Origin of the sequence: Streptomyces sp. NPDC017943 (genome assembly GCF_044328425.1) — a bacterium.
In the GTDB taxonomy this organism is placed as follows: domain Bacteria; phylum Actinomycetota; class Actinomycetes; order Streptomycetales; family Streptomycetaceae; genus Streptomyces; species Streptomyces djakartensis_A.
In genome coordinates, this window is record NZ_JBIRHH010000001.1 from 979,644 (window position 1) to 1,002,500 (window position 22,857).

Here is a 22,857-nt window from a genome sequence, read left to right on the forward strand (position 1 = left end):
CCGGGAGGGGGCGGGACGGGCGGGCGCCCCCTAGCGGTATCCCCCGCCGCGCTGCCGTCGCCTCGCCCGCAGGGCGGCGTCCAGGGACAGCAGCGGCGCACCCGCCAGCACCAGGGGGATCCAGGCCATGAGGTACACCAGGTCGTTGCCGTAGTAGTACGGGTCGGAGGACCAGCTGACGGTGAGCCACAGGCTGAGGGAGATCAGCGCGCCCCCGAGTGCGGCGAGCCGGGCGAACAGGCCCAGCAGGGTGCCGATGCCGACGGCCAGCTCCCCGAGGGCGATCGCGTAGCCGAAGCCGGCCGGGCTCTTGAGGGAGAGGTCGACCAGGGCGGGGATGGCGGAGGAGTCGCGCACGGCACGCATCATGTCGCCGATCGACCCGGGGCCCGAGTCCTTCAGGAAGGCGCTGTCCGTGAGTTTGTCCAGGCCGGCGTAGACGAAGGTGACGCCGAGGAAGACGCGCAGGGGCAGCAGGGCGTAGCGGGCGGCGGTGTCCCGCCGGCCTCCTCCGTCGCCGAAGTGCGGGCCGTGGTGCGTGTCGGTTCTCATGCCGTGCGTCATGGCTGCTGGCCGCCTCTCACCCCGCCCGGTGCCGAGTCCCTTCGACAGACCATACGTACGTCGACCCGCCCGGGTTCAACCCCGCGCGGTCTTTTCCGCAGCCCGGCAGGCCCGCAGGCCCGTGGTCCGTGACGCCGTCGCCCCGGGGCCGTCACTCCGTCACGTCGATGGCGTACCGGTTCGTCTCCACGCCCGCCGCCGTGACGACCTGCACCTCCACCCGGCCCGGTTCCACCTCCGCCGGGACCGGCACGGTCAGCCGGGTGTCGGTCGGGTTGCGGAAGCCGCCGGGCACCGGCACCAGGGGCACGTGGACGTGCACGGCGCCCACCCGCACGACCATCCGCGCCAGCCGGTCGGCGCCCTGCGCCCCGGGCGGCACGAATCCGGCGCCCCGGATCTCGATGTCGTCGCCCGTGCGGATCGGGCCGTCCAGGTCGCCCGCCTCCCGGGCCCGGACCACGGAGAGGACGACCGGCCTGCCGCCCTCCGCGTACTTCCCGGCGAGATACGTCGCCGCCGACACCAGCACCACCACCGCCAGGCCCCACGGCAGGTCGGGCAGCTGGTCGGGCCGCCTGGCCAGCCGCACCGCCGCGAAGGCGAGGGCGACCGCGCTGATCACCACGTACTGGAGGTCGGTGAAGGCGCCCCGGCCGGCGTCGTCGGTCAGCAGATCGGCGGCCCGCGGCCGGTCGGCGCGCACCTTCTGGAGCCGCTGCCCCAGGACCCGCAGCCCGACCACGCGCCGCACCAGCACGGCGACCCCGCAGACCACGGCGAGGACGGTCACGACCCCGGCGCCCCGGGCCAGATCCAGCCCGGCGATCAGCGCGTCCCGCTCCGCGTGCCGGGAGGCCGCGGCCAGGCGCCCGGCGAGCACGAGCACCGCATAGGCCACGAAGAGCACCCAGGCGGCGGCGACGGTACGGGACGTGGAGAGCCGGTTGTCCTCGCCGATGACGGGGGCGAGGACACCGCCCCTGGCGCGGTGGAGCCACGACGCGGCCGTCAGCGCCGCGGCCACGAGCAGCGCGGCGGCGAGCCCGGCCGTGCGGGCCGGCGTCCAGCCCGCGCCGAGCGCCGTGAGGGTCTGCGCGAGCAGCAGCGCCACGACGGCGGCCCCCACCACGGCGGCCGTCCGGCGCCACAGGCCCGTCAGCCACGCCCGTCCCTCGGCCCGGCCTCGCTCGGCCACGAGTTCGGCCGACTGCGCGAGTTCCTCGGAGACCCACTGCCGCGTGGCCGACGCCGAGTGGGCGACCGCGGCGGGCAGCCCGCGCCCGGCCGCGAACTCGTCCCGTGCGGCGAGGAACGCGGCGACGGCCCGCCGGTGCCCCTCGCGCGCGCCATGCGGGCAGTCCCCGCAGGCGCACCCGCCCGCGTGGCCGGTCCCGGCCCCGTCGGGAGCCCCGGCCCCGTGGGAACCCGCTCCGTGAGACCCGGCTCCGTGAGATCCGGCGTACGCAGCCGCGTACCCGCCCGTGTCCGGGCCGCCCTGCCTCGCCCCTTGCACCGCCACGCCCGACGCCCGCCTTCCCGCGATCCCGCCACCGCCGGCCTTCCGGACCCCGGAAACACCGCTGTGCAACTGCCCTGCGACGAGAGCGAATTGTGCCCTACACCACCCGCTCGGCGCGGTTCCGTCCGGTCACACGGGTGAACTTCGGCGCGCCGTGTTGACGCGGGGGCCGCATCGCCTCGGTGCGGCTGTCACGGTGCGCCCTCGTCCAGCAGGTCCGGTTCGCTGCGGCTGATCTCGCGCCACATCGGCTGGTAGTTGATCCACGCGACCAGGTCGCCGCCGAGCTGCTCCCGGGTGGCCACCGCCATCCGGTGGTCGATGCGCACCACCCGCCCGGCCGCCTGTGCCGTCAGCTGCACCTGGCACGAGCGCTCCATCGACACGAACCACCAGGCCGCCGCGTCCACCGAGTCGCCGACGGTCAGCAGCCCGTGGTTGCGCAGCACGAGCGCCTTGCGGGAGCCGAGCGCGGCCGCGATCCGGCGGCCCTCCTCGGCGTCGACGGCGACGCCCGTGTAGGAGTCGTACAGGGTGTGGTCCTCGTAGAAGGCGCAGCTCTCCTGGGTGATCGGCTCCAGCAGTGCGCCGAGGGCCGCGAGCGCCCGGCCGTGCACGGAGTGGCAGTGGGCGACGGCGACCACGTCGGGGCGGGCCGCGTGCACCTGGGCGTGCACGGTGAACGCCGCCTGGTTGACGTGGTAGCGGCCCTGGACGACCTGGCCGTCCGCGTTGGCCAGCACCAGGTCGCCGACGGTGACGTGCCGGAAGGGCATGCCGAACGGGTTGACCCAGAAGCAGTCGCTGTACTCCGGGTCGCGTGCGGTGATGTGCCCGGAGACACCGTCCTCGAAGCCCAGCCGCCCGAAGAGCCGCAGGGCGCCCGCGAGGCGTTCCTTGCGGTGCCGGCGTTCGTCCTCGACCGATTCGTGCATCGGCGGCATCGAGAACCGGAGCCGGTCCGTGGGCACCGGCCGGGGCGGGGTGGACCCGGGCGTCCCGTGCATGTGTCCTCCAGCACTGCGTTGGTTCACGGGGCGCGAAGTTACCCTCGGCCGGTCCGGCGCGACAGCTCTGTTCCGTAAAGACCGAAGGCAACCCTCGGGGCCCCTGAGGGGTCTGGTGTGCGGAATCAGCAGTGCAGCAATGCTTTTCAGCCAGGAGTGACCTTGAGCCTCGCCGACCGCCACATCGCGGCCCTCATGCGGCAGATCGCCACCCAGGACCGGTTCGAACTCGTCCACCCGTTCGCCGAGTGGCCGACGTTCGGCGCGCTCACGTACATCGCGGAGTGCTACGGATTCCGGTACGCCGGCGTGCGCCTGGCCGGCAAGCAGAAGATGGCGCACATCGAGCTGGTCCGGGACACCGGCCCCGAGGCGCAGCAGCGCGCGGCGGTCTGCCGGGCGGCCTTCCCCGACCCGGGTCCCGGACGCCCGGCGCCGGGCATGTACCTCGGCACGCTCACCCCGGTCCCCGAGGCGCAGGCGGACGTCGACCTGGTCACCACGCTGATCCGGTACGACGCGGCCGGCGCCGCCGCCAACCGCAGGCAGCTGCTGGCCATGGCGTGGGCGGGGCCGGCGCTGTTCGGGCTGCTGGCCGTGCTGACCGGCAAGTACGCCGTCCTCCTCCCGCTCGCCGTGCTGACCCCGGCGTTCCTGCTCGGCGCACTGCGGATCAACACGGCCCGGCGCGCGAAGCTGGCCGGGCGGCTGACGGCGGCCGGCTGCACACCCGTGCGGGACGAGGCCGGGCGGGAAGGGTTCGTGCGCCCGGCGCCGCACGCGGCGTAACCGGACAGAAGATGTCGGGTTTCGGCGGCACACTCGGGTTCATGAGCCCTGCCCCGCAGCCGATCCGCACGCCCCCGACGAACTGGGCCGCCTTCGCCGGCGCCGAGCCGGGCCTCGCCCGCACGGTCGAGGAGCGCTTCACCGCCCACACCCACCACGTCCTCGCGACCCTGCGCAAGGACGGATCCCCGCGCACCAGCGGGCTGGAGGTCCGCTTCCTGCACGGCGAGCTGTGGCTCGGCATGATGCCGGGCTCGCTGAAGGCCCTCGACCTGCGCCGCGACCCGCGCTTCGCGCTCCAGGCCAACCCGGGCGAGGGCACGGGCATGGGCGGCGGCGACGTGCGGATCAGCGGCCGGGCGGTCGAGGTCGGCGAGGGGGAGGCGAAGGCCGGATACGTCGAAGAGGTGGAACCGCCGCAGCCGTTCCACCTCTTCCGCACCGAGCTGACCGAGGTCGTGCGCACCCGCGTCGAGGACGACCACCTGGTCGTCCAGACGTGGAAGCCCGGCGAGCCCCTGCGCCTGATCAAGCGCACCTAGCGCCGGTCAGGCGCCCCCGGGGCCTACTCCCACTCGATGGTGCCCGGCGGCTTCGACGTCACGTCGAGCACGACGCGGTTGACGTCGCGCACCTCGTTGGTGATGCGGGTGGAGATCTTCGCGAGGACCTCGTAGGGCAGGCGCGACCAGTCGGCCGTCATGGCGTCCTCGGAGGAGACGGGACGCAGCACGATCGGGTGACCGTAGGTGCGGCCGTCGCCCTGGACGCCGACGCTGCGGACGTCCGCGAGCAGGACCACCGGGCACTGCCAGATGTCCCGGTCGAGGCCGGCCGCCGTGAGCTCCTCGCGGGCGATGGCGTCGGCCTCGCGCAGCAGGTCGAGGCGCTCCTTGGTGACCTCGCCGACGATGCGGATGCCCAGACCGGGGCCGGGGAACGGCTGGCGCTGGACGATCTCCTCCGGCAGGCCGAGCTCCTGGCCGACCATGCGGACCTCGTCCTTGAACAGCTTGCGCAGCGGCTCGATCAGCTTGAACTCGAGGTCCTCGGGCAGGCCGCCCACGTTGTGGTGGGACTTGATGTTCGCGGTGCCGCTGCCGCCGCCGGACTCGACGACGTCCGGGTAGAGGGTGCCCTGGACCAGGAACTCCACGGCCGGGCCCTCGTCGGCGATGATCTCCGCCTGGGCCTGCTCGAAGACCCGGATGAACTCGCGGCCGATGATCTTCCGCTTCTCCTCGGGGTCGGACACCCCGGCGAGCGCCTTGAGGAACCGCTCCTCGGCGTCCACGACCTTCAGCTGCACGCCGGTCGCGGCGACGAAGTCCTTCTCGACCTGCTCGGTCTCGCCCTTGCGCATCAGGCCGTGGTCGACGTACACGCAGGTCAGCTGCGAGCCGATGGCCTTCTGCACGAGGGCCGCGGCCACCGCGGAGTCCACGCCGCCGGACAGGCCGCAGATGGCGCGCTTGTCGCCGACCTGCTCGCGGATCGCTTCGACCTGCTCCTCGATCACGTTGCCCGTGGTCCAGGACGGGGTCAGGCCGGCGCCCCGGTAGAGGAAGTGCTCCAGCACCTGCTGCCCGTGCGTGGAGTGCATCACCTCGGGGTGGTACTGGACGCCGTAGAGCTTCTTCTCGTCGTTCTCGAAGGCGGCCACGGGCACGACGTCCGTGGAGGCCGTGACGGAGAAGCCCTCGGGGGCGGCGGAGCAGGCGTCGCCGTGCGACATCCACACGGCCTGCTCGCCGGGGGTGCCCTCGAAGAGGGTGGAGGACGCCTTGGCCACGTGCAGGTCGGTGCGGCCGTACTCGCGGGCGCCGGTGTTGTCGACGGTGCCGCCGAGGGTCTGCGCCATCAGCTGGAAGCCGTAGCACATGCCGAAGACGGGGACGCCGGCCTCGAAGAGCGCGCTGTCGAGTCGCGGAGCGCCCTCCTCGTAGACCGACGAGGGACCGCCCGAGAGGATGATCGCCGCAGGGTTCTTGGCGAGGATCTCCTGGACCGGCATGGTGCTCGGCACGATCTCGCTGTAGACCCGCGCCTCGCGGACGCGACGGGCGATGAGCTGGGCGTACTGCGCGCCGAAGTCGACGACCAGGACGGTGTCGGCGGCGCTGGCAGCGGGAGACGCTGATGACACGAGGTGCCTTCCGGCGGTGGGGCGGGGGTCTTGTGCCCCCGAGTCTACCGAGGTGCTCGCCCGCGGTGTCCCGCCCGCGGGCCCGTCCCGGTCCGCGGCCCGCCGTCTCACCATGCGAACCCGTTTGGCCACCGCCGGGCCCGCGGGCATACTGGCCGCATGCTCACGCACCCGACCTTCCGCTTTACCTATGGCATCCGGCCCACCGGCTGCCATGGTCGTGCTGCTTGAGCAACTGACAAGCGACTTCCCAGGCGCCCCGGGCCGACAAGGCCCGGGGCGCCTGTCGTCGTCCGGGCCCTGTCGCCCCGGGGCGGCCCCCGACGACGAGGAGCCCTTCCATGACCGTCACCGACGTGACCGGCGCCCGCACCACCGAGGCCGCCGACGTGATCACCGGAGCCCGTGAGCGCATCGACGCGCTCGACGACCGGATCATCGGCCTGATCCAGGAACGGGTGGCCGTCTCCGCCGTCATCCAGGAGGCGCGGATCTCCTCCGGCGGCCGCCGGGTGAACCTCTCGCGCGAGATGGAGGTCCTCGGCCACTACCGCGAGGCACTGGGCAAGCCGGGCACGGCCCTCGCGATGACGCTGCTGGAACTGTGCCGCGGCAGGATCTGAATCCACGTTCCGGGGACAGACGTACGCATCGCTCTCACCCGTACGGCGCGTGACCGCGTTCCACCGGGCGTCGTTGGTCCCGGTGTCCGCGCCAGCCAGCCGCGGGCCCGAAAGAACCACGCGTGGCTCACTGGGGCGATGAGACGCACGGATCGTGCCGTGCGTCGTGGGACCTCGCCCCAGGGAAGTGACCGGACGGCAGGGGACAGCAGCCCGGTCACCCAAGAGAACGGCCGGCTCCGGGGACGCCCGGGGCCGGCCGACGGACCTTGCACCACCACCCGGGTCGAGACCAGCGGCGCTACCCCCCGGCGCCGCTTCCGGGCACCGGCGCCGCCCTGCGCCGGTGCTGACGAGAGGAAGGGCCCCGCGGCTCCACACCGCGGGGCCCTTCGCCCTGTCCCGGCCCGGCCCGGCCACCGGGGCGGGGCGGACTCAGGTGCGGGTCACCGTCCCGCAGGCGCTGCCGTCGTCCAGCGGCCGGCTCCGGTCGTACGGGTCGACCTCGGGACCGCTCGGGGCCGGGTCGGCGGAGGTGGCCGACGGGAAGCCCGGGTGCAGGAAGCCGTCGTGGACGTCACAGGAGGAGTTGCCTATCTCCTGGTCGTACTTCACGAGCAGCAGCCGGCCCGGGGTGACCCGGTAGCGGGCCGGGTCGGCGAGTTCGACGTCGAGGACGCGGCGCACGATGGTGCGGGCGACCTCGGTACGCCCGTCCGCCCGGACGAGCGGGTAGACGAAGGTGTAGTCGGCGTGCACGGCCACTCCCCCGTGCGTGCCCTTGCCGGTCGTCATGCGGCCGCGCGTCTTGATCACATCGCCCACCGGCCGCACCTCGTCCGGGTCGAAGCGGCTGAACAGCGTCACCGGGTCGTCCTCGGCGCTCGGGGAGCGCAGGGCGGTGTTCAGGTCGTCGAACAGCTTCGGCTGCTTGGGGTCGAGGACGGCGAACGCGGCCTCGGGGCGCGCCCCGCCGATCGTCCTCGGGTCGAGGTTGGTGCCGACCAGCAGCTTCTTGGTCAGCTTCAGCGCCTGTTCCACGCGAGTCTTCGGGACCGCGCCCACGGCCTTCGCCTCGGGCAGCACGATGCCCGCCTCGCCGTCCGCCCAGCGCAGTGCCGGGGAACCGGCGAACGGCTCGTCCAGGGTGGGCCGTTCCGTGCCGGCCGCGCCGGGGGCGGCGGTCGGCGCCGCGGTCTCCGCGGGCAGCGGCGCGGCCTCGGCGGCCGGCGGGTCCCCGGTGCCGAAGGGGTCGCCGGGCAGCAGCGACGGCTTGAGGGCCACCAGCACCACGGCCGCGGCGACGGGCACACCCACGATCGCCCACAGCGTGCGGCGCCGGCCGGCCCGCCCGTTCCCGGCCGGCCGGGCCGCGTCGGTGCGCCATCCGGGAGGCACTTCGCCCCGGGCGTCCTGCCGGCGCAGCCTCTCGGTCACGTGGCGCGCCCGTGCGGACGGCTCCTTCGGGGCGGAGGACCGGATGTCCCGCTCGGTGTCGCGGGCGAACTGCTCCCAGACGTCGTCGGGGATCTCCGAGTCCGACGACCGGTCGTCGGACGGCTTCTCAGACACGAACCCAAGATCTAATCGGGTGGCGGACGCCACCACAAGAAGACCCTGCCTGTGACACAGCCCACATAAAAATTGCGTGAGGACCCGCACAACCTTTCACAGGTTCCACGGATCAAACCTGGCGAACCAAGGGCCACTCCCGCGCCCCACACGCGGAGGCCTCCCCCAACGCTCGTACCGCAGCCCGCGGTACGCCGGACTCTCCGAGGTCTTCATGAAGCTTCGCCGCGCCATGGCAGCAGCGGCCGCAACGGCGGTCATAGCCCCGGTGGCACTGCTCGCGGCACCGGCCGCGTACGCGTCCGACGAAACCACGCCCACGCCGAGCGCGTCGGTGAGCGAGTCCGCTCCCGAGACGTCCGCCTCGCCGTCGGCCACCGAGTCCAAGCCCGCCGAGACGGCCCCGGCTCCGAGCACGTCCACGAGCGCCTCCGCTCCGCAGACGTCCAGCTCGCCGAGCACGTCCGCGAGCGCCTCCTCCCCGGCGCCGAGCACCTCCGCGCCCGAGGAGTCGGAGTCCCCCGACCCCGAGCCCTCCGTGTGCGAGGACACCAAGGTCGACGTCGCCATCTCCGGCCTGCCCGGCAAGATCGCCGCGGGCAGCGGCTGGCACAAGTTCTCGCTCAGCGTGCTGAACGACTCCGACTCCACCCTGAACGACCTCGACTTCTTCGCCGGGGCCTCCCCCGACAAGAACGGCGAGGAGCTGTTCACCAGCAAGCAGGTCCAGCTCCAGGCCTGGGACCCGGACAGCAAGGTCTGGACCGACCTGAACGAGGGCGGCTTCGCGGTCGGCTACGTCGGCTACACCGACGAGCTGAAGCCCGGCTACGAGGTCGACATCCCGCTGCGCCTCAACGTCAGCAAGTCCGCCCCGGTCGGCGCCGGCTTCTCGCTCGGCGCGACGATCTACGGTGACGACGACGCCGAGTGCACCGGCTTCGGCGACGTGTCGTACCGCTTCCAGATCGTCTCGGCCGGTACGGACACCGGTGGCACCAAGCCGCAGGAAGGCGGCAAGGCGCCCGTCACCGACGAGAAGCCGAGCGGGAACACGCCGGAGGTCACCGGCAGCCTCGCCGAGACCGGCTCCAGCTCCGCCCTGCCGATGATCAGCCTGGTCGGCGGTGCCGCGGTCGTCGCCGGTGCCGGTGCGATCTTCGTGGTCCGTCGCCGCAAGGCCGGCGCGGAGGCGTAAGCCACAGCGGCCGTCAGGCCGCAGCGAACGGAAGAGGGACCTGCGCTCGGAGGGGGGTGCAGGTCCCTCTTCCGTTGCCGTTCGGCCCGCCGGTGGCGGCTACTTCCTGGGCGGCACCGCCGGCATGCCGAGGAACGGCAGCCGCAGCGCGCCGAACGCCTCCGCCGGGACCGCCGGCGACTTGGGCTCGACCGGCCGCAGCCGCGCGTACGCCGTGCCCTGCTCGGGGCGCGGGTCGGCGTCGCCCTTGTTGGGCCAGAAGGACATCGCCCGTTCCGCCTGCGCGGTGATGGTGAGGGAGGGGTTCACGCCCAGGTTGGCGGAGACGGCGGCGCCGTCGACGACCGAGATGCCGGGGTGCCCGTACAGGCGGTGGTAGGGGTCGATCACGCCCGTCTCCGGGGAGTCGCCGATGGGGCAGCCGCCCAGGAAGTGGGCCGTGAGCGGGGTGCCCATCAGTTCGCCGACGTTCGAGCCCGCGAAGCCGTTGATCTCGGCGGCCAGGGCCGAGGCGCCCTCGGTCGCGGCCTTGATCTGCTTGGGGTTGGGCGAGCCGTGGCCCTGGCGGGCGGTGAGCAGCCCGCGGCCGATCCCCGACGGCTTCACGTACGTCGTCAGGGAGTTGTCCAGCGACTGCATCACCAGGCCGATGATGGTCCGCTCCGACCAGCGGCGGTTGGACAGCGAGCGCAGGGTCAGCAGCGGGTGCCGGGCCGCGTGGGCGACGAAGCCGAGCACCCGTGCGGTGCCCGAGTTCCTTCCGGCGTAGGGCACTTGGAGGATGGACAGGCTGCCCATCGAGTTGGAGCCCTTGCCGTACCGGACCGGTTCGATGTGGGTGTTGGCGTCCGGGTGGATCGAGGACGTGATCGCGACGCCGCGGGTGAAGTCGGCCCGGGGCGCGCCGTGGGCCTTGCGGTAGCGCCGGTCGTCGGTCTGGGCGCCGACCAGGGCCTCGGAGTTGGTGCGGGTGAGCTCGCCGAGCCGGACCGAGAGCCGGGGCAACTGGCCGCCCGCCTTCATGCGGTGCAGCAGGGTCTGGGTGCCGTAGGTGCCGGCGGCGAGGACGACCTTGCGGGCCGTGTAGGTGCGGCCCTTCGCCTTGCGGCCGCCGTCGGTGGGCAGGGTGGCGACGGCGTAGCCGCCCCGCGAGTCGTCGGTCACGGACACGACCGTCGTCAGGGGGTGGACGACCGCGCCGGCCTTCTCGGCGAGGTGCAGGTAGTTCTCGTTGAGGGTGTTCTTGGCGCCGTGCCGGCAACCGGTCATGCACTCGCCGCACTCCGCGCACGCCTTGCGGGCCGGCCCGGCCCCGCCGAAGTACGGGTCGGGCACCTCCTCGCCCGGCTCGGCCTTCACCGTGCCGTCGGCGTCCTCGCCGTCGCCGAAGAAGACGCCGACCGGCGCGAGGTGGAAGGTGTCGCCGCAGCCCATCTTCTCCGCGGCCGCCTTCAGGTGCACGTCGGACGGCGTCATGGTCGGGTTGAGGCGGACCCCCAGCATCCGGCGGGCCTGGTCGTAGTACGGCGCCAGCTCGTCCTGCCAGTCGGTGATGTCACGCCACTGGGGGTCCTCGAAGAACGGCGCCGGCGGGACGTAGAGCGTGTTGGCGTAGTTGAGGGAGCCGCCGCCGACGCCCGCTCCCGCCAGCACCATGACGTTGCCCAGCAGATGGATGCGCTGGATGCCGTACATGCCGAGCCTGGGGGCCCACAGGTAGTTCTTGAGGTCCCAGGAGTTCTTCGGCAGGGTCTCGCGGGTGAAGCGGCGGCCGGCCTCCAGGACGCCGACCCTGTATCCCTTCTCGGTGAGGCGCAGGGCGGTCACCGAGCCGCCGAAGCCGGAACCCACGACGATGACGTCGTAGTCGTAAGCGTCCTGAGACACGTGCCGTCTCCCCTTCGAGTGGCTGAAGCGAACGTCGTCTACCGGAACCGGAACGCCTTCATCAGGCGCAGGCTCCTGCTCATGAACCGGGCGTACGCCTCGTCGTCCATGCCCAGCGAGGGGGCCATGGGCAGCACCCGCTGGTGGGCGACCGTCTGGGCCTCGGTGTACTTGAGGATGCCCTCGGAGCCGTGGCGGCGGCCCAGCCCCGAGTCCTTCATGCCGCCCATGGGCGACTGGACGCTGCCGTAGGCGGGCGCGTAGCCCTCGTTGATGTTGACCGTGCCGGTGCGCAGGCGGGCGGCGACCTCCCGGCCGCGGCGGCCGTTCTTCGTCCAGACCGAGGAGTTCAGGCCGTAGGCGGTGGAGTTGGCCCGCTCGATCGCCTCGTCCTCGTCCGTGAAGCGGTAGACCGAGACGACCGGCCCGAAGGTCTCCTCGGCGCAGACGGACATGTCCGTGGCGACGCCGTCGAGGATCGTCGGCTCGAAGAAGTAGGGGCCGATGTCCGGGCGGGCCACCCCGCCGGCGAGGACCTTCGCGCCCTTGGCGACGGCCTCCTCCACGTGCCGAGTGACGGTCTGGAGCTGGCGTTCGCCCACCAGGGACCCCATGTCGGCCCCGTACGCCAGCGACGTGCCCAGGCGCATGGCCCTGGTGCGGGCGGCGAAGCGCTCCAGGAAGGCGTCCGCGACCGACTCGTGGACGAAGAGCCGCTCGATGGAGATGCAGAGCTGTCCGGCCGAGGAGAAGCAGGCGCGCACGGCTCCGGCCGCGGCCTTGTCGATGTCGGCGTCCGCCAGGACCAGCATGGCGTTCTTGCCGCCGAGTTCGAGGGAGACGCCGACCAGCCGGGCGGCGGCGCCCTGGGCGACCTCGCGGCCGGTGCGGGTGGAGCCGGTGAAGGAGACGTAGTCGGCGTGCCGGACGACCTCGGGGCCGACGACCGGGCCGTCGCCGAGGACGACCTGGAACACGTCGGCGGGCAGTCCGGCCTCGATCAGCAGGTCACGGGCCCACAGGGCGGTCAGGCAGGTCTCGGTGTCCGGCTTCATGACCACCGCGTTGCCCGCGGCGAACGCCGGGAGCGCGTCGCCGACCGACAGCTCCAAGGGGTAGTTCCAGGGGGCGATCTGGCCCACCACCCCGCGCGGGTGGCGCAGTTCGGTGACCTTGGTCAGGGTCGGCACGGCACCCGTGTGCCGCTTGGGCCCGAGGTAGGCGGGGGCCTTGCGGCCGTAGTGCCGGGCGGCGACCGCCACGGCCTGGACCTCCTCGTGGGCGTGCAGCCGCGCCTTGCCCGTCTCCAGCTGGATCAGGTCGAGCACCTCGGCCTGGCGCTCCAGCACCAGGTCGTGGAAGCGGAGCAGGACGGCGGCGCGCTGCCGCACCGGGGTCCGCGCCCACACGGCCTGCGCGGTGCGGGCCGCCGCGAAGGCCTGCTCCACGTCCTCGGGCGTCGACTCGGGCAGGTCGGCCAGCTTCTCGCCGGTGAACGGCGTGTGGTTGGCCGTCCGGCCCGAACCGGCCACGCCCTTGGTCAGCTGGGCGACCAGCTCGGGGGTGACCACGTCGGCGGCGGTGCGGGCGCCCTCCGGAGCGGGGGCGAGGGGGTTCGTACCGGCCTGAGCCGTGCCGGTCTCTGCCGTCTTCTCGGCGGCCTGCGCGTCCGTCATGAGGCGCAGGGTATGCCGCTGCGGGGCCTTTGGGTACCCGTCGGTAATACGGCTTCACCGGCTGCACACACGCTGCCAGTGACTGCTGGCAACAAACGCCCTGATCAGGGCATGGGCGGTGACCGGCGGAACTTCCTCAGTCCTTTACGAACCCGAGACCGTCCCGGGCCCCCTCGAACACCGCGGTGCCCTCCGGCTCCTCCGCCGTCCCCCGGGCCATGTCGACGCGCAGCTCGTACAGGCGGTCGGCGGCGGCGCGCACCAGGAGCCGCAGGACGCGCCGGGGCGTTCCGTCCCGGGTGTAGGCGGTGTCGGCCAACACGGCGTCGTGGCCCTGGACGGTGGTCGGGGTGTACTCGGTGTGCGCCCGGCGGTCCCCGCCGACCTCGGTCGTGCGGGCCTCGTCCTCGAGGGAGCCGGGTGCCCGGTCCCAGCGGAGGAGCCGGACGCGGACGGTGCCGCCCCGCTCGTCGCCGTACAGGGCCGTGCGGGGCTGGTCGGCCGTGCTGCCGGTGCGGGCCAGCGCGCGGTAGTGGCCCGGCAGGTGGAGCACCGCCGCCAGGTCCGGCTCGTGGTGCGCGGTCCAGTCGGCGGTGGGGGCGGTACGGGAGGCGCGCCCGGCGGCCTGCGCACTGCTCGCGCCGACCTCGGCGCCCGCGCTGCCGGTGTCCGCACTGCTGGCGCCGGTGTCCGCACTGCTGGTGCCGGTGAGCTGGGTGGCCGTCCCGATGCCGCCGGCCAGCAGCGCGCCCAGGAGGGCGAGGGGGGCGGGGCGGAGGAGACCTGGACGTCTCGGCGGCTCCTGCGGGCTCGATGCCGAAGCCGCGACCGGTGCTTCGGTGGCCGCTGCGGCCGCCGGCGCCTTCGGTGGTGCGGCGTCCGCGGGCGCTCCAGCAGTCCTGTCCGGCCTGTCCGGCCTGTCCGGCCCGTCCGCAGGTGCCCTCGGCGCGGTGACGGCCGACGGCCCTGCCACGAGCGCCAGCGCGGCGGCCGCCTCCTCCGCGTCCGGCCGCTGGTCGGGGTCGGCGCTCAGCAGCCGGGACATGAGCGGCCCGAGGGGACCGGCCCGCTCGGGTGCGGGCGGCCGGGACTCCAGGACCGCGGTGCGGGTCGCCTCGGGGGTGCCCCGGCGGAACGGGGACGAGCCCTCGACGGCGGTGTACAGCACGGCGCCCAGGGACCACAGGTCGGAGGCGGGACCGGCGCCGCGCCCGGACATCCGCTCGGGGGCGACGAACTCCGCTGGGGCGCCGGACTCTCCCGCCCCGGAGGCGTGTTCCCCGGCGTGCGGCTGGGCGATGCCGAAGTCGGTGAGCACGACCCGGTCGTCCTCACCGAGCAGGACGTTGGCCGGTTTCACGTCCCGGTGCACGATGCCGACGCTGTGCGCGGCGTGCAGCGCGCCGAGGACGGCGAGGCCGATCCGGGCCGCCTCCTCCGGCTCGACCGGGCCGCGGCGGAGCCGCTCGTGCAGGGACTCCCCCCGCACCGACTCCATGACGATCCACGGCAGTCCGTCGAGCATCTCGGTGGCGTCGAGCTCGTCGGGGCCCTTGGGGCCCGGGGGTTCGTCCCGCCGCTCCGGCTCGACCACCACGTCGTGGATGGTGACGGCGGAGGGGTGGTCCACACGGGCGGCGGCCCGCGCCTCGCGGTGCAGCCGGTGGGCGGCACGCCGGTGGCCGGCGTCCTCGGGGGCACCGGGCAACAAGGGCTGCCGTACGGCGACTTCGCGCTGGAGGAGCTCGTCGTGGCCCCGCCAGACGGTGCCGGTCGCGCCGGAGCCGATGCGCTCGATCAGCCGGTACCGTCCGCCGACCAGCCGGCCCCGGGCGTCGTCCGTACCGCCCCCGTCGTTGCTCATGCCCCATCAGTACCGTGCGGCCCCGGGACTTGTCGACGCGGGGTGGTCGACGGGATGGCCAACAGGCGCCCCGTCAGGTGCCGTTGATGTCCAGGTTCTCGATCGCCTCGCTCGCCACCTCTGTGCCGCGGTCGGTGAAGTCGCCCTTGCCCGGGTAGCCGACGGTGAGCTTGTACAGGTCGCCGCCGGTGGTGCGGTAGTAGAAGATGCGCACTTCGCGGGGGCGGGGGTCCTGGGTGTCGTCGGTGACGTAGGCGACGGTGTTCTCGGCCGCCTTCTTGCCCCGGTAGGTCGTCGTGACGGGGTTCGTCCGCTCCGGGTCCGCCGGCATGTCCAGGTCGTAGTCGCCGCTCTTCTTGAACTTGCTGTCGTCCTCGTACATCTCGGCGGCCGCGGAGGCCCCGATGGTGCCGCTGGTGTCCTCCGCCTTCCGGTAGAGGGCGAGGTGGATCGAGACGCTGCCGCTCCAGTCGGTGTACGTCACCCAGTGCTCGTCGTCGGACTCCCGGTCGGGCACGGTCCGCTGGTAGCCCTCGGGGACGGCCATCGCCGCCCCCAGCGCCTTCTCCTGGCGGACCTCCCAGCCGTCGGGCAGGGGCCCGGCGAACGGGTCGGCGACCACCAGGTACGCCGCCACCGCCGCCGCGACGACCGCCGCGCCGAGGCCGGCCCAGCCCTTGCGGCCGAGGCGCGCGCCCCGGCGCCCGTCGGCCGGTCCGGTGACCCGGAGGGCCTGAGTGGGCTGCGGTGCGGGCGGCTCGGCGGCCGCCGACAGCAGGGCCCGCACCCGTGCCGCGTCCGGGCGGCGGGCCGGGTCCTTCTGCAGCAGTCCGCCGATGGCCTCGGCGAGCGGGCCGGTGGCCGAGGCGGGCGGCGCGGGCGTTGCGTTGAGGACGGACTGGAGGGTGGCGGGGGTGTTGCTGCGGCGGAACGGCGAGACCCCCTCGGTGGCCGCGTAGAGCACCACGCCGAGCGACCACAGGTCGCTGGCCGGCCCCGGGCGCTGGCCCAGCACCCGCTCCGGGGCGATGTACTCGGGCGAGCCCACGAACCCGCCGGTGTCCGTCAGGCTGGTCTCGCCCTCGATCTGGGCGATGCCGAAGTCCGTGAGCACGACCCGGTCGTGGCGGCCGAGCAGGACGTTGTCCGGCTTCACGTCACGGTGCAGGATGCCCGCGGCGTGCGCGGCCTCCAGGGCGCCGAGCACCTCCAGGCCGATCCGGGCGGCCTCGCGCGCGGACAGGGTGCCCTCCTGAAGGGCGTCGCCCAGCGAGCGGCCCCTTACCAGCTCCATGACGATCCACGGTCTGCCGTCCACCACCGCGACGTCGTGGACGTCGACGACGGCCGGGTGGTCGAGCCGGGCCGCCGCCCGGGCCTCGCGGCGCATCCGCTCGAAGGCGTTGGCGCGTTCGCGCTCGGGAAGGTGCTCCGGGAGGCGCGGTTCCTTGACGGCGACCTCCCGCTCCACCGTCTCGTCCTGCGCCCGCCACACCGTGCCCATTCCGCCGTGGCCCAGCTTGCCGAGCAGCCGGTAGCGCCCGGCGATGAGCCGTCCCGTGCCGGGTTCCTCCGCCGGGCCGGCGGGCTGCCGGGGCGGCCCGGGCCGGGCGGGCTGCGCGGCGGGTGACGCGTACGGATCGCCCGGTACCGGCGCCTGCGGGTTCGGCGGTTGCAGAACGAAACTCGTCGGCTCGTCGGACCCGGAGCGGGCTCCCCCGTTGTTGCTCATGGGTCCATCCATATCGCGCCGGGCGCTCCCGTATCCACCATGGGCGGCAGCCGGTCACAGACCCGTGACGTCGGGGCGCGGCTCCCGGTCCGCGTCTCCGGCTCCCGCCGGGGCCGGCCGGGCCGCCGTCAGGGGGTGGCGGTGGGCGCGTGGCTGCTCGGGGAGGCGGACCCGGTCGCGGGGGTGCGGGGCGCCGAACTCGTCGGCACGGGGCCGCCGTCCCCGTCGCCGTCGCCGCGCAGCAGTGCCGCGGCGGAGATTCCGGCCCCGGCCATCGCGGCGACCAGCACCGCGGCGACGAGCACCCGCCGCCCGGGCTGGCGCAGGAACGGCTCCTCCCGCGGCCCGCCGCCCGGCACGGCCGCCGTCGGCGCGGGCGGCGGTCCGGCCGGGTCCGGCGGCCGGCCGCCGGGGACGACCCGCAGCACCGGGGCGTACCCGGGCGGGGGCGCGGGCGGGGTGCGTCCCGTCGTCAGGAAGGCCCGCAGCATCCGCTCCGCCCGGTCCGCGTCCAGCCGCCGGTCGGGGTCGCGTTCCAGCAGGCCGTGCACGACGGGCAGGAGCGGTCCGGCCTCGGCGGGCGGGCGGATGTCGCCGACGACCACCGCGTGCAGGACACCGCCGAGGGAGTCCCGGTGGAACGGCGACTCCCCGCTCAACGCCGTGCACAGCAGCGCGCCCAGCGACCACAGGTCCGACTCCGGCCCCGTCCTGACCCCCGACATCCGCTCGGGCGCGGTGTACTCGGGCGAGCCGACGAACGAGCCGTTCTCGGTGAGCGTCGGGGCGCCCTGCACCTGCGCGATGCCGAAGTCGGTCAGGACGACCCGGTCGGTACCGGACTCCAGCAGGACGTTGTCCGGTTTGAGATCCCGGTGCAGCACCCCCGACGCGTGCGCGGCGCGCAGCGCGCCGAGCAGGTCCACACCGATGCGCGCGGCCTCGGCCGGGTCGACCGGGCCCCGCCCGGCGAGCCGGTCCGCCAGCGTGCCGCCCTCGACCAGCTCCATCACGATGTACGGCCGTTCGGCGTCCTCGACGACATCGTGGACGACGATGATGTGCGGGTGGCTCAACTGGGCGACGGCCCGGGCCTCGCGCAGCGTACGGTCCCGCTGGCGGCGGGCCTCCGCCGCGGACAGGGTGTCGTCGTAGGGGAGTTCCTTGACCGCCACGCCCCGGCCGAGCAACTGGTCGGTCGCCCGCCAGACCACGCCCATGCCCCCGCGCCCGAGCTTCTCCTCGAGCCGGTAACGGCCCGCGATGACACGCCTGTTGTGCCCCTCGGTCCCCATACGGCCATCATGCCCCACCGGACGGGACGGCTCCGGGGCGCCGGGACGCGGGTGGCCGAAACAGACGGCCGACGGGCCGGCGCCGGCGTGTCGTCAGGCGGTCTTCTCCTGCCAGCCTTGCAGGACCGAGGTGAACTGCTTGCGCGCGGTTGCCCAGTCCGCCGCCGGTGCGGACATGTAGAGGACGTACTCCGTGCCGTCGCGGGCCACGTACGTCTCCTCGATGGCGCGGCGGGGGCCGGGGAACTTGATGTCCTTGGCCAGCGCGGTCCAGGTGTACTCCCAGAGGGCGCCTTCGCGGTCGCGGTAGACGTTGCGCTCCAGCCGGACCCGCCGGTAGTCGACCAGCCGCTGCAACTGCTGCTCCAGGTCGAGCTGGTGCGCGTGGGGATCGGCGAAGTCCGGGGACGGGTCGACGGCGATCCGGACGAAGTGCCGTCCGTCGTCGGGCGTGTAGTCGATCTGCTTGATCTCGCCCTGCGCCCCGAACGGCCTGCGCTTCCAGCCCTCGGGCAGGTACAGACTGAATCCGGCGGGGTCGTCGTGCCGCGTCCAGCCGTCCGGGACGGATCCCCCGGGCTTCGCGGTGCCACCGGTGTCCGGCGAGCCGGAGGCGTCGCTCGTCCCGCGGCCCCGGTCCCACTGCTGGAGCACGACCGCGGTGCCGCCGCCGACGATGGCCGCGAGCGCGACGACCAGGGCGAGCGTGCGCAGCCGGCGCCGCCGCCGGCCGCCGGGCACCGGCCGGCCGGAGACGTGCGGCCCGGGTGGCTGCGGGGCCTGCGCGGTCGGTCCGACGGCCGTCGGCCCGGTGCCCGTGCCCGCGATCCCCACCGTGCGGCTGCCGGCCGGGTGGCTGCCCACGGTGGGACGGCCCGCCATGTGCGCACCGCCCGTGTGGCCGCCACCCGTGTGCGCACCACCCGTGTGGCCGCCACCCGTGTGCGCACCGCCCGTGTGGCCGCTGCCCATGGGCGCACCGCCCGTGTGGCTACCACCCGTGTGCGCACCGCCAGCGTGGCCGCCACCCGTGTGCGCACCGCCCGTGTGGCCGCCACCCGTGTGCGCACCGCCCGTGTGGCCGCCACCCACGTGTGCACCGCCCATGTGTGCACCGTCCGTGTGCGTGCCCGCCATGTGCGTGCCCGCCGTGTGCGCCCCGGTCGTCGGCGACCCGCCGGCCGCGGTGCCGGTCTGCGGGGGGAGCGGGGCCCCGGGCTGCGGGGCGGAGCCGGTGCCAGCGGACCCGGCACCGGCCGGACCGGAGCGGCCCCGGCCCGCGCCCACCGGGCCCGTACCACCCCTGCCGCCCGCGCCGCCCGTACCGCCCGTACCGCCCGTACCGCCCGTACCGCCCGTGCCGCCCGTGCCGCTGTGCGCCTCCCCGTACGGCGCCCCCGTCCCGCCGCCGTACCGCGCCGGCACGTACGCCTGCGCCCCGTTGGGCCGCCGCCCCTCCGCGGCCTCGGCCAGCATCTGCTCGGCCTCGGGCAGTCCGGGACGGGTGGCCGGGTCCTTGCGCAGCAGGGCGGTGATGGCCGGCGCGAGCGGGCCGGCGTGGCGGAGTTCGGCGGCCTCCTCCTCGACCACGGCCTGCATCGTTGTCAGAGGGGTCGTCCGGCGGAACGGGGAGCGGCCCTCGACCGCCGTGTAGAGCGTCGCGCCGAGTCCCCACAGGTCCGAGGCGGGCCCCGGGTCCTGTCCGCGCACGCGCTCCGGCGCCAGGTAGTCGACCGAGCCGACGACCTCGCCGGTGCGGGTGATCGTCGTGTCGCCGTCGATCTGGGCGATGCCGAAGTCGGTGAGCAGGACGCGTCCGTCGCGGCCGAGGAGGACGTTGCCCGGTTTGACGTCGCGGTGCAGGACGCCCGCGGTGTGCGCGGCGCGCAGGGCCCGCAGCACCCACAGGCCGACGCGTGCCGCCTCGCGGGCTTCGACGCGGCCGTCCTCCTTGACCGCGTCGGCCAGGGAGCGGCCCTCGACCAGCTCCATCACGATCCAGGGGCGCCCGTCGTGCTCCAGGACGTCGTGCACGGTGACGACCGCGGTGTGGCTGATCCGGGCCGCCGCCCTGGCCTCGGCGCGGGTACGCGCCAGCAGGATCGCCTGCTCGCTCTCGGAGACGTAGAGGGCGGCCGTCAGTTCCTTGACGGCCACCGACCGGTGCAGCACCTCGTCATGCGCCCGCCACACCCGGCCCATGCCGCCACTGCCGATGGATTCGGCCAGCCGGTAACGGCCCGCGACGAGCCGGCCCTGCATCTGATTCACGTTGCCCCGCAATGGTCTTGACAGGGTCAGCGTAAGGACCGGCCCCTCCCCGGGGAACAAGCGGGGTGCCACGGTGACCGCACTGTGACGGTTGTGGACTCCCGTGACCTCAGAGGCCGGTGAGGCGGACGGCGCCCGTGCCACGGGCCCGCCGACGGGTCACTTCGTCGCCCGGTACGTCGCCGCCGCCCGCTCGTACAAGCGGGTCACCTCGTCCCGCTCCGACTCGGGCCCGCGCACCTGGACCACGTGGTACCGCCCGTCGACCAGCATGGCGAGGTTGCGCACGTACAGCTCCTCGCCGTCGCCGCCGGTCCAGGTGAACTGCCCCTCGGCCATGGTCCGTCCGCCCACGTCGATCCGCTTCAGGCCGGTGGAGGTGGCCCAGCTGGAGTCGCGGTAGGGCTGCAACTCGCGCTCGCGCTCGCGCTGGTAGGCCATCGGATCGCTGCCGTACTCCGCGGCGCTGTCCCGGCCCGGCACGACGAGCAGCCGGAAATCGCCCTTGGTGTACAGGACCTGGCCGTCGCCGTTGCGCGGTGTGCGGTCCCAGCCCTTGGCGACGGCTACCTGGAAACCGGCCGAGTCCTTGCGCAGGGTGAAGCCGTCACCGGCGCCGGGGCCGGTGGTCTGCGTCTCGCTGGAGCCGGTCGACGTCGACGGGCTCTCCCCGGGCGAGGTCTGGTCGGGCCGGGGCTCGCTGCTCGCGTCCGGCTCCGGAGCCCGGCCGGCCTCACCGGCGGCCCCGGTGCGGTCCGTGCCCTGCCCCTGGCCGGTGTCCGACTTGGGCATGAAGAGCATGGCGTAGGCGATCGCCGCGGCCATCGCGAGCAGGACCAGCAGGAGCAGGGTGCGGCCGAGGCGGTGCGGCGAGCGGGTCTGCGTGCGGGCCCGCTTGTGCCGCCCGTGGTGCGCGGGCAGTCCGGCCCGCCGTCTGCGCACCAGCTCGCCCCGGCGGCGTACGACGGGCAGCCGGCCGGCGTCGACGGGCGGCGCCGGGACGACGTGCACCCCGGCCTCCGGCTCGGGCGCCGAACGCACCAGGGAGCGCAACCAGCCCCGCAGCTCCTCGAAATCAAGCCGGTCGGTGGGGTCCTGACGCAGCAGCGACTCCACCACGGGCCGCAGCGGCCCGCACTCCTCGGCGTACGCGGGCGGTTCCGCGCACACCAGCTGCACCAGCTCGGCCGTCGATTCCTCCGGGTAGGGCGCGTGGCCCTGCACGGCCCGGAACAGCAGCGCGCCGAGCGCCCACAGGTCGGTCGCCGGGCCGATCGGCGGTGCCAGCTGCCAGTTCTCGTGCACGGGCCCGGCCTGCTCCGGCGCCCAGCGTTCCGTCACCGGCCCGACCACCGCCATCCGGGCCTGCCGCGCCCGCTCGGCGGCCAGTGCCGTGGCGGGACCGCGCCGGGGGGCCGGGGTGTCGGCGACCAGGTCGTCCCAGCGGGTCGGCCCGCCCGGGGCGGCGCCACCGGCAGCGGGCGGCAGCGCGGCCTGCTCGCGTCCGTGCGGTGCGGTCGCGTCGCGGGGGGTCGCGCCGTGCCAGGCGGTGCCGGCCCGGGGGTTGCCGCCCACGCCGTAGGGGTCGGCGATCCGTCCGGGCGGCGGCGCCCCGGGGGCGGTGCCCTGCCCGGGGATGTACGGCGCGTGCGCCGGTCCGCCGCCGTAGGTCTCGTCGTCGGTGGCCGGCCGGGCTCCGGGGAGCGCCGCCCGCTCACCCTGCTGCGCCTCCTGGACGCGTGCCGCGGCCCGGGCACCTGCCCGGTAGGCCGCGATCGCCCCGGCGCGTGCCGCCCTCGGGTCGGCGCTGTCCTGCTCCGCCCGGCGCGCGGGCACGGCCGGGCCACCGCCGCCCGGTCCCTCGCTCCCGGCCGGGGGCAGTCCGCGGGACTCTCGGGCCTCGATGGCCGCCCGCCGTGCGGCCTCGGGGTCGCCCGCGCCGCCGGGCCCGGCCGGGCCCGAACCGCCGCGTCCCGAACCGCCGGTTCCCGGGCCGCCGTCGAACCCTTCCGTGCCGCCGCTGCGCTGCCCGGGCTCCCCGAGGGCCGGTTCCGGCACCGGGTCGTAGCCGCACAGCGCCTCCTCCGCCGCCCCCACGGCCAGCCCGGTCAGCATGACCCGGCCGTCCTCGCAGACCAGGACCGTGCGTGCGGTGATGTTCCGGTGCACCCAGCCGTGCGCGTGCAGCACGCGCAGCGCCGTGAGGACGTCGGAGGCCACCTCGGCCGCGCGGTACGGCGTCAGCGGCTTCTCGGCGAGCAGCGCGGCCAGCGGGCGCGCCTCCACCAGCTCGCTGACGACCCACAGGGAACCGCCCTCGGCGAACACGTCGAAAACCTGGTCGAGCCGGGGGTGGTCGGGGATGGCCGCCGCCGCCTGGGCCGCCTCGACCGCGCGCCGCACCACCGGGTCCGCGGGCCGCCGGCCGCCGCGGGTGCCCGACCGCGCCCCGGACCGCCGCACCCCGCCGTCACGCGCGGTGAAGCCGTCGGGCAGCCCTTCCGCGTCGAGGACCTCCGCCTCGACGACCTCCGGCAACGGCACCTGACGGACCAGGACTTCCTGCCCGCTGTAGGTGTCGAAGGCCCGGGTCTCGGTGAGTTCGTACTCGTCGGAGGGCGGCAGTGGCAGGCGGTAGCGGTCGGCGAGCACCCGGCCCGCGTAGTCGTCCACGTTGCCTCCCCCGGCAGCCCGGTCGGTCACATCCGTTC

General features: G+C 74.6%; 14 protein-coding genes and 2 pseudogenes. 4 read left to right on the forward strand and 12 right to left on the reverse strand.

Annotated features, from left to right (window positions below; genetic code table 11):
* Window positions 1–30: 30 nt before the first annotated feature.
* The 3 genes from ACH4C6_RS04320 to ACH4C6_RS04330 form a co-directional block, all read right to left on the reverse strand.
* The gene (locus ACH4C6_RS04320; protein WP_398106987.1) at window positions 31–564 is read right to left on the reverse strand and encodes a DoxX family protein; all 534 of its coding nucleotides are present in this window, start codon (window positions 562–564) and stop codon (window positions 31–33) included.
* 151 nt (window positions 565–715) lie between these two features.
* Window positions 716–2,086 carry a hypothetical protein gene (locus ACH4C6_RS04325; protein ID WP_398106988.1) on the reverse strand — a complete coding sequence of 457 codons (1,371 nt, stop codon included), beginning with the start codon at window positions 2,084–2,086 and terminating at the stop codon, window positions 716–718.
* A gap of 191 nt (window positions 2,087–2,277) precedes the next feature.
* Window positions 2,278–3,093 (reverse strand): class II aldolase/adducin family protein, encoded by an 816-nt coding sequence (locus tag ACH4C6_RS04330; protein WP_398106989.1) that lies wholly within the window; start codon window positions 3,091–3,093, stop codon window positions 2,278–2,280.
* 156 nt (window positions 3,094–3,249) lie between these two features.
* Here ACH4C6_RS04330 and ACH4C6_RS04335 point away from each other — a divergent pair, with 156 nt between their 5' ends.
* Window positions 3,250–3,882, forward strand: a complete 633-nt coding sequence (locus ACH4C6_RS04335) for a hypothetical protein (protein ID WP_398106990.1) — start codon at window positions 3,250–3,252, stop codon at window positions 3,880–3,882.
* 41 nt (window positions 3,883–3,923) lie between these two features.
* Window positions 3,924–4,424, forward strand: coding sequence for a pyridoxamine 5'-phosphate oxidase family protein (locus tag ACH4C6_RS04340; protein ID WP_398106991.1), 501 nt, complete (start codon window positions 3,924–3,926; stop codon window positions 4,422–4,424).
* A gap of 23 nt (window positions 4,425–4,447) precedes the next feature.
* On the opposite strand, the gene guaA is transcribed toward ACH4C6_RS04340, so the two are convergent.
* Entirely contained in the window at window positions 4,448–6,028 is a 1,581-nt protein-coding gene (gene guaA, locus ACH4C6_RS04345) for a glutamine-hydrolyzing GMP synthase (RefSeq protein WP_398106992.1), read from the reverse strand.
* A 332-nt stretch (window positions 6,029–6,360) separates the two neighbouring features.
* Between guaA and ACH4C6_RS04350 the strand changes: the two are divergent.
* Window positions 6,361–6,651 (forward strand): annotated as a pseudogene (locus ACH4C6_RS04350) (chorismate mutase); the annotation flags it as partial.
* Between the two features lie 435 nt (window positions 6,652–7,086).
* On the opposite strand, the gene ACH4C6_RS04355 reads toward ACH4C6_RS04350, so the two are convergent.
* Entirely contained in the window at window positions 7,087–8,223 is a 1,137-nt protein-coding gene (locus ACH4C6_RS04355) for a hypothetical protein (protein ID WP_398106993.1), read from the reverse strand.
* A 214-nt stretch (window positions 8,224–8,437) separates the two neighbouring features.
* On the opposite strand from ACH4C6_RS04355, the gene ACH4C6_RS04360 reads away from it, so the two are divergent.
* Window positions 8,438–9,421, forward strand: coding sequence for an LAETG motif-containing sortase-dependent surface protein (locus ACH4C6_RS04360; RefSeq protein WP_398106994.1), 984 nt, complete (start codon window positions 8,438–8,440; stop codon window positions 9,419–9,421).
* A 99-nt stretch (window positions 9,422–9,520) separates the two neighbouring features.
* Here ACH4C6_RS04360 and ACH4C6_RS04365 read toward each other — a convergent pair whose 3' ends face one another.
* The 7 genes and pseudogenes from ACH4C6_RS04365 to ACH4C6_RS04395 form a co-directional block, all read right to left on the reverse strand.
* Entirely contained in the window at window positions 9,521–11,308 is a 1,788-nt protein-coding gene (locus ACH4C6_RS04365) for a GMC family oxidoreductase N-terminal domain-containing protein (RefSeq protein WP_398106995.1), read from the reverse strand.
* A 38-nt stretch (window positions 11,309–11,346) separates the two neighbouring features.
* A complete protein-coding gene (locus ACH4C6_RS04370; protein ID WP_398106996.1) occupies window positions 11,347–12,984 on the reverse strand; it encodes a succinic semialdehyde dehydrogenase in 1,638 nt (545 codons plus the stop codon).
* Window positions 12,985–13,120: 136 nt separating this feature from the next.
* A complete protein-coding gene (locus ACH4C6_RS04375) occupies window positions 13,121–14,848 on the reverse strand; it encodes a serine/threonine-protein kinase (RefSeq protein ID WP_398106997.1) in 1,728 nt (575 codons plus the stop codon).
* A gap of 73 nt (window positions 14,849–14,921) precedes the next feature.
* The gene (locus tag ACH4C6_RS04380) at window positions 14,922–16,580 is read right to left on the reverse strand and encodes a serine/threonine-protein kinase (RefSeq protein WP_398106998.1); all 1,659 of its coding nucleotides are present in this window, start codon (window positions 16,578–16,580) and stop codon (window positions 14,922–14,924) included.
* Between the two features lie 128 nt (window positions 16,581–16,708).
* Entirely contained in the window at window positions 16,709–17,875 is a 1,167-nt protein-coding gene (locus ACH4C6_RS04385; protein WP_398106999.1) for a serine/threonine-protein kinase, read from the reverse strand.
* 93 nt (window positions 17,876–17,968) lie between these two features.
* Window positions 17,969–20,137: pseudogene (locus ACH4C6_RS04390) on the reverse strand (serine/threonine-protein kinase).
* Between the two features lie 168 nt (window positions 20,138–20,305).
* Entirely contained in the window at window positions 20,306–22,819 is a 2,514-nt protein-coding gene (locus ACH4C6_RS04395) for a protein kinase (protein ID WP_398107000.1), read from the reverse strand.
* Window positions 22,820–22,857 lie beyond the last annotated feature (38 nt).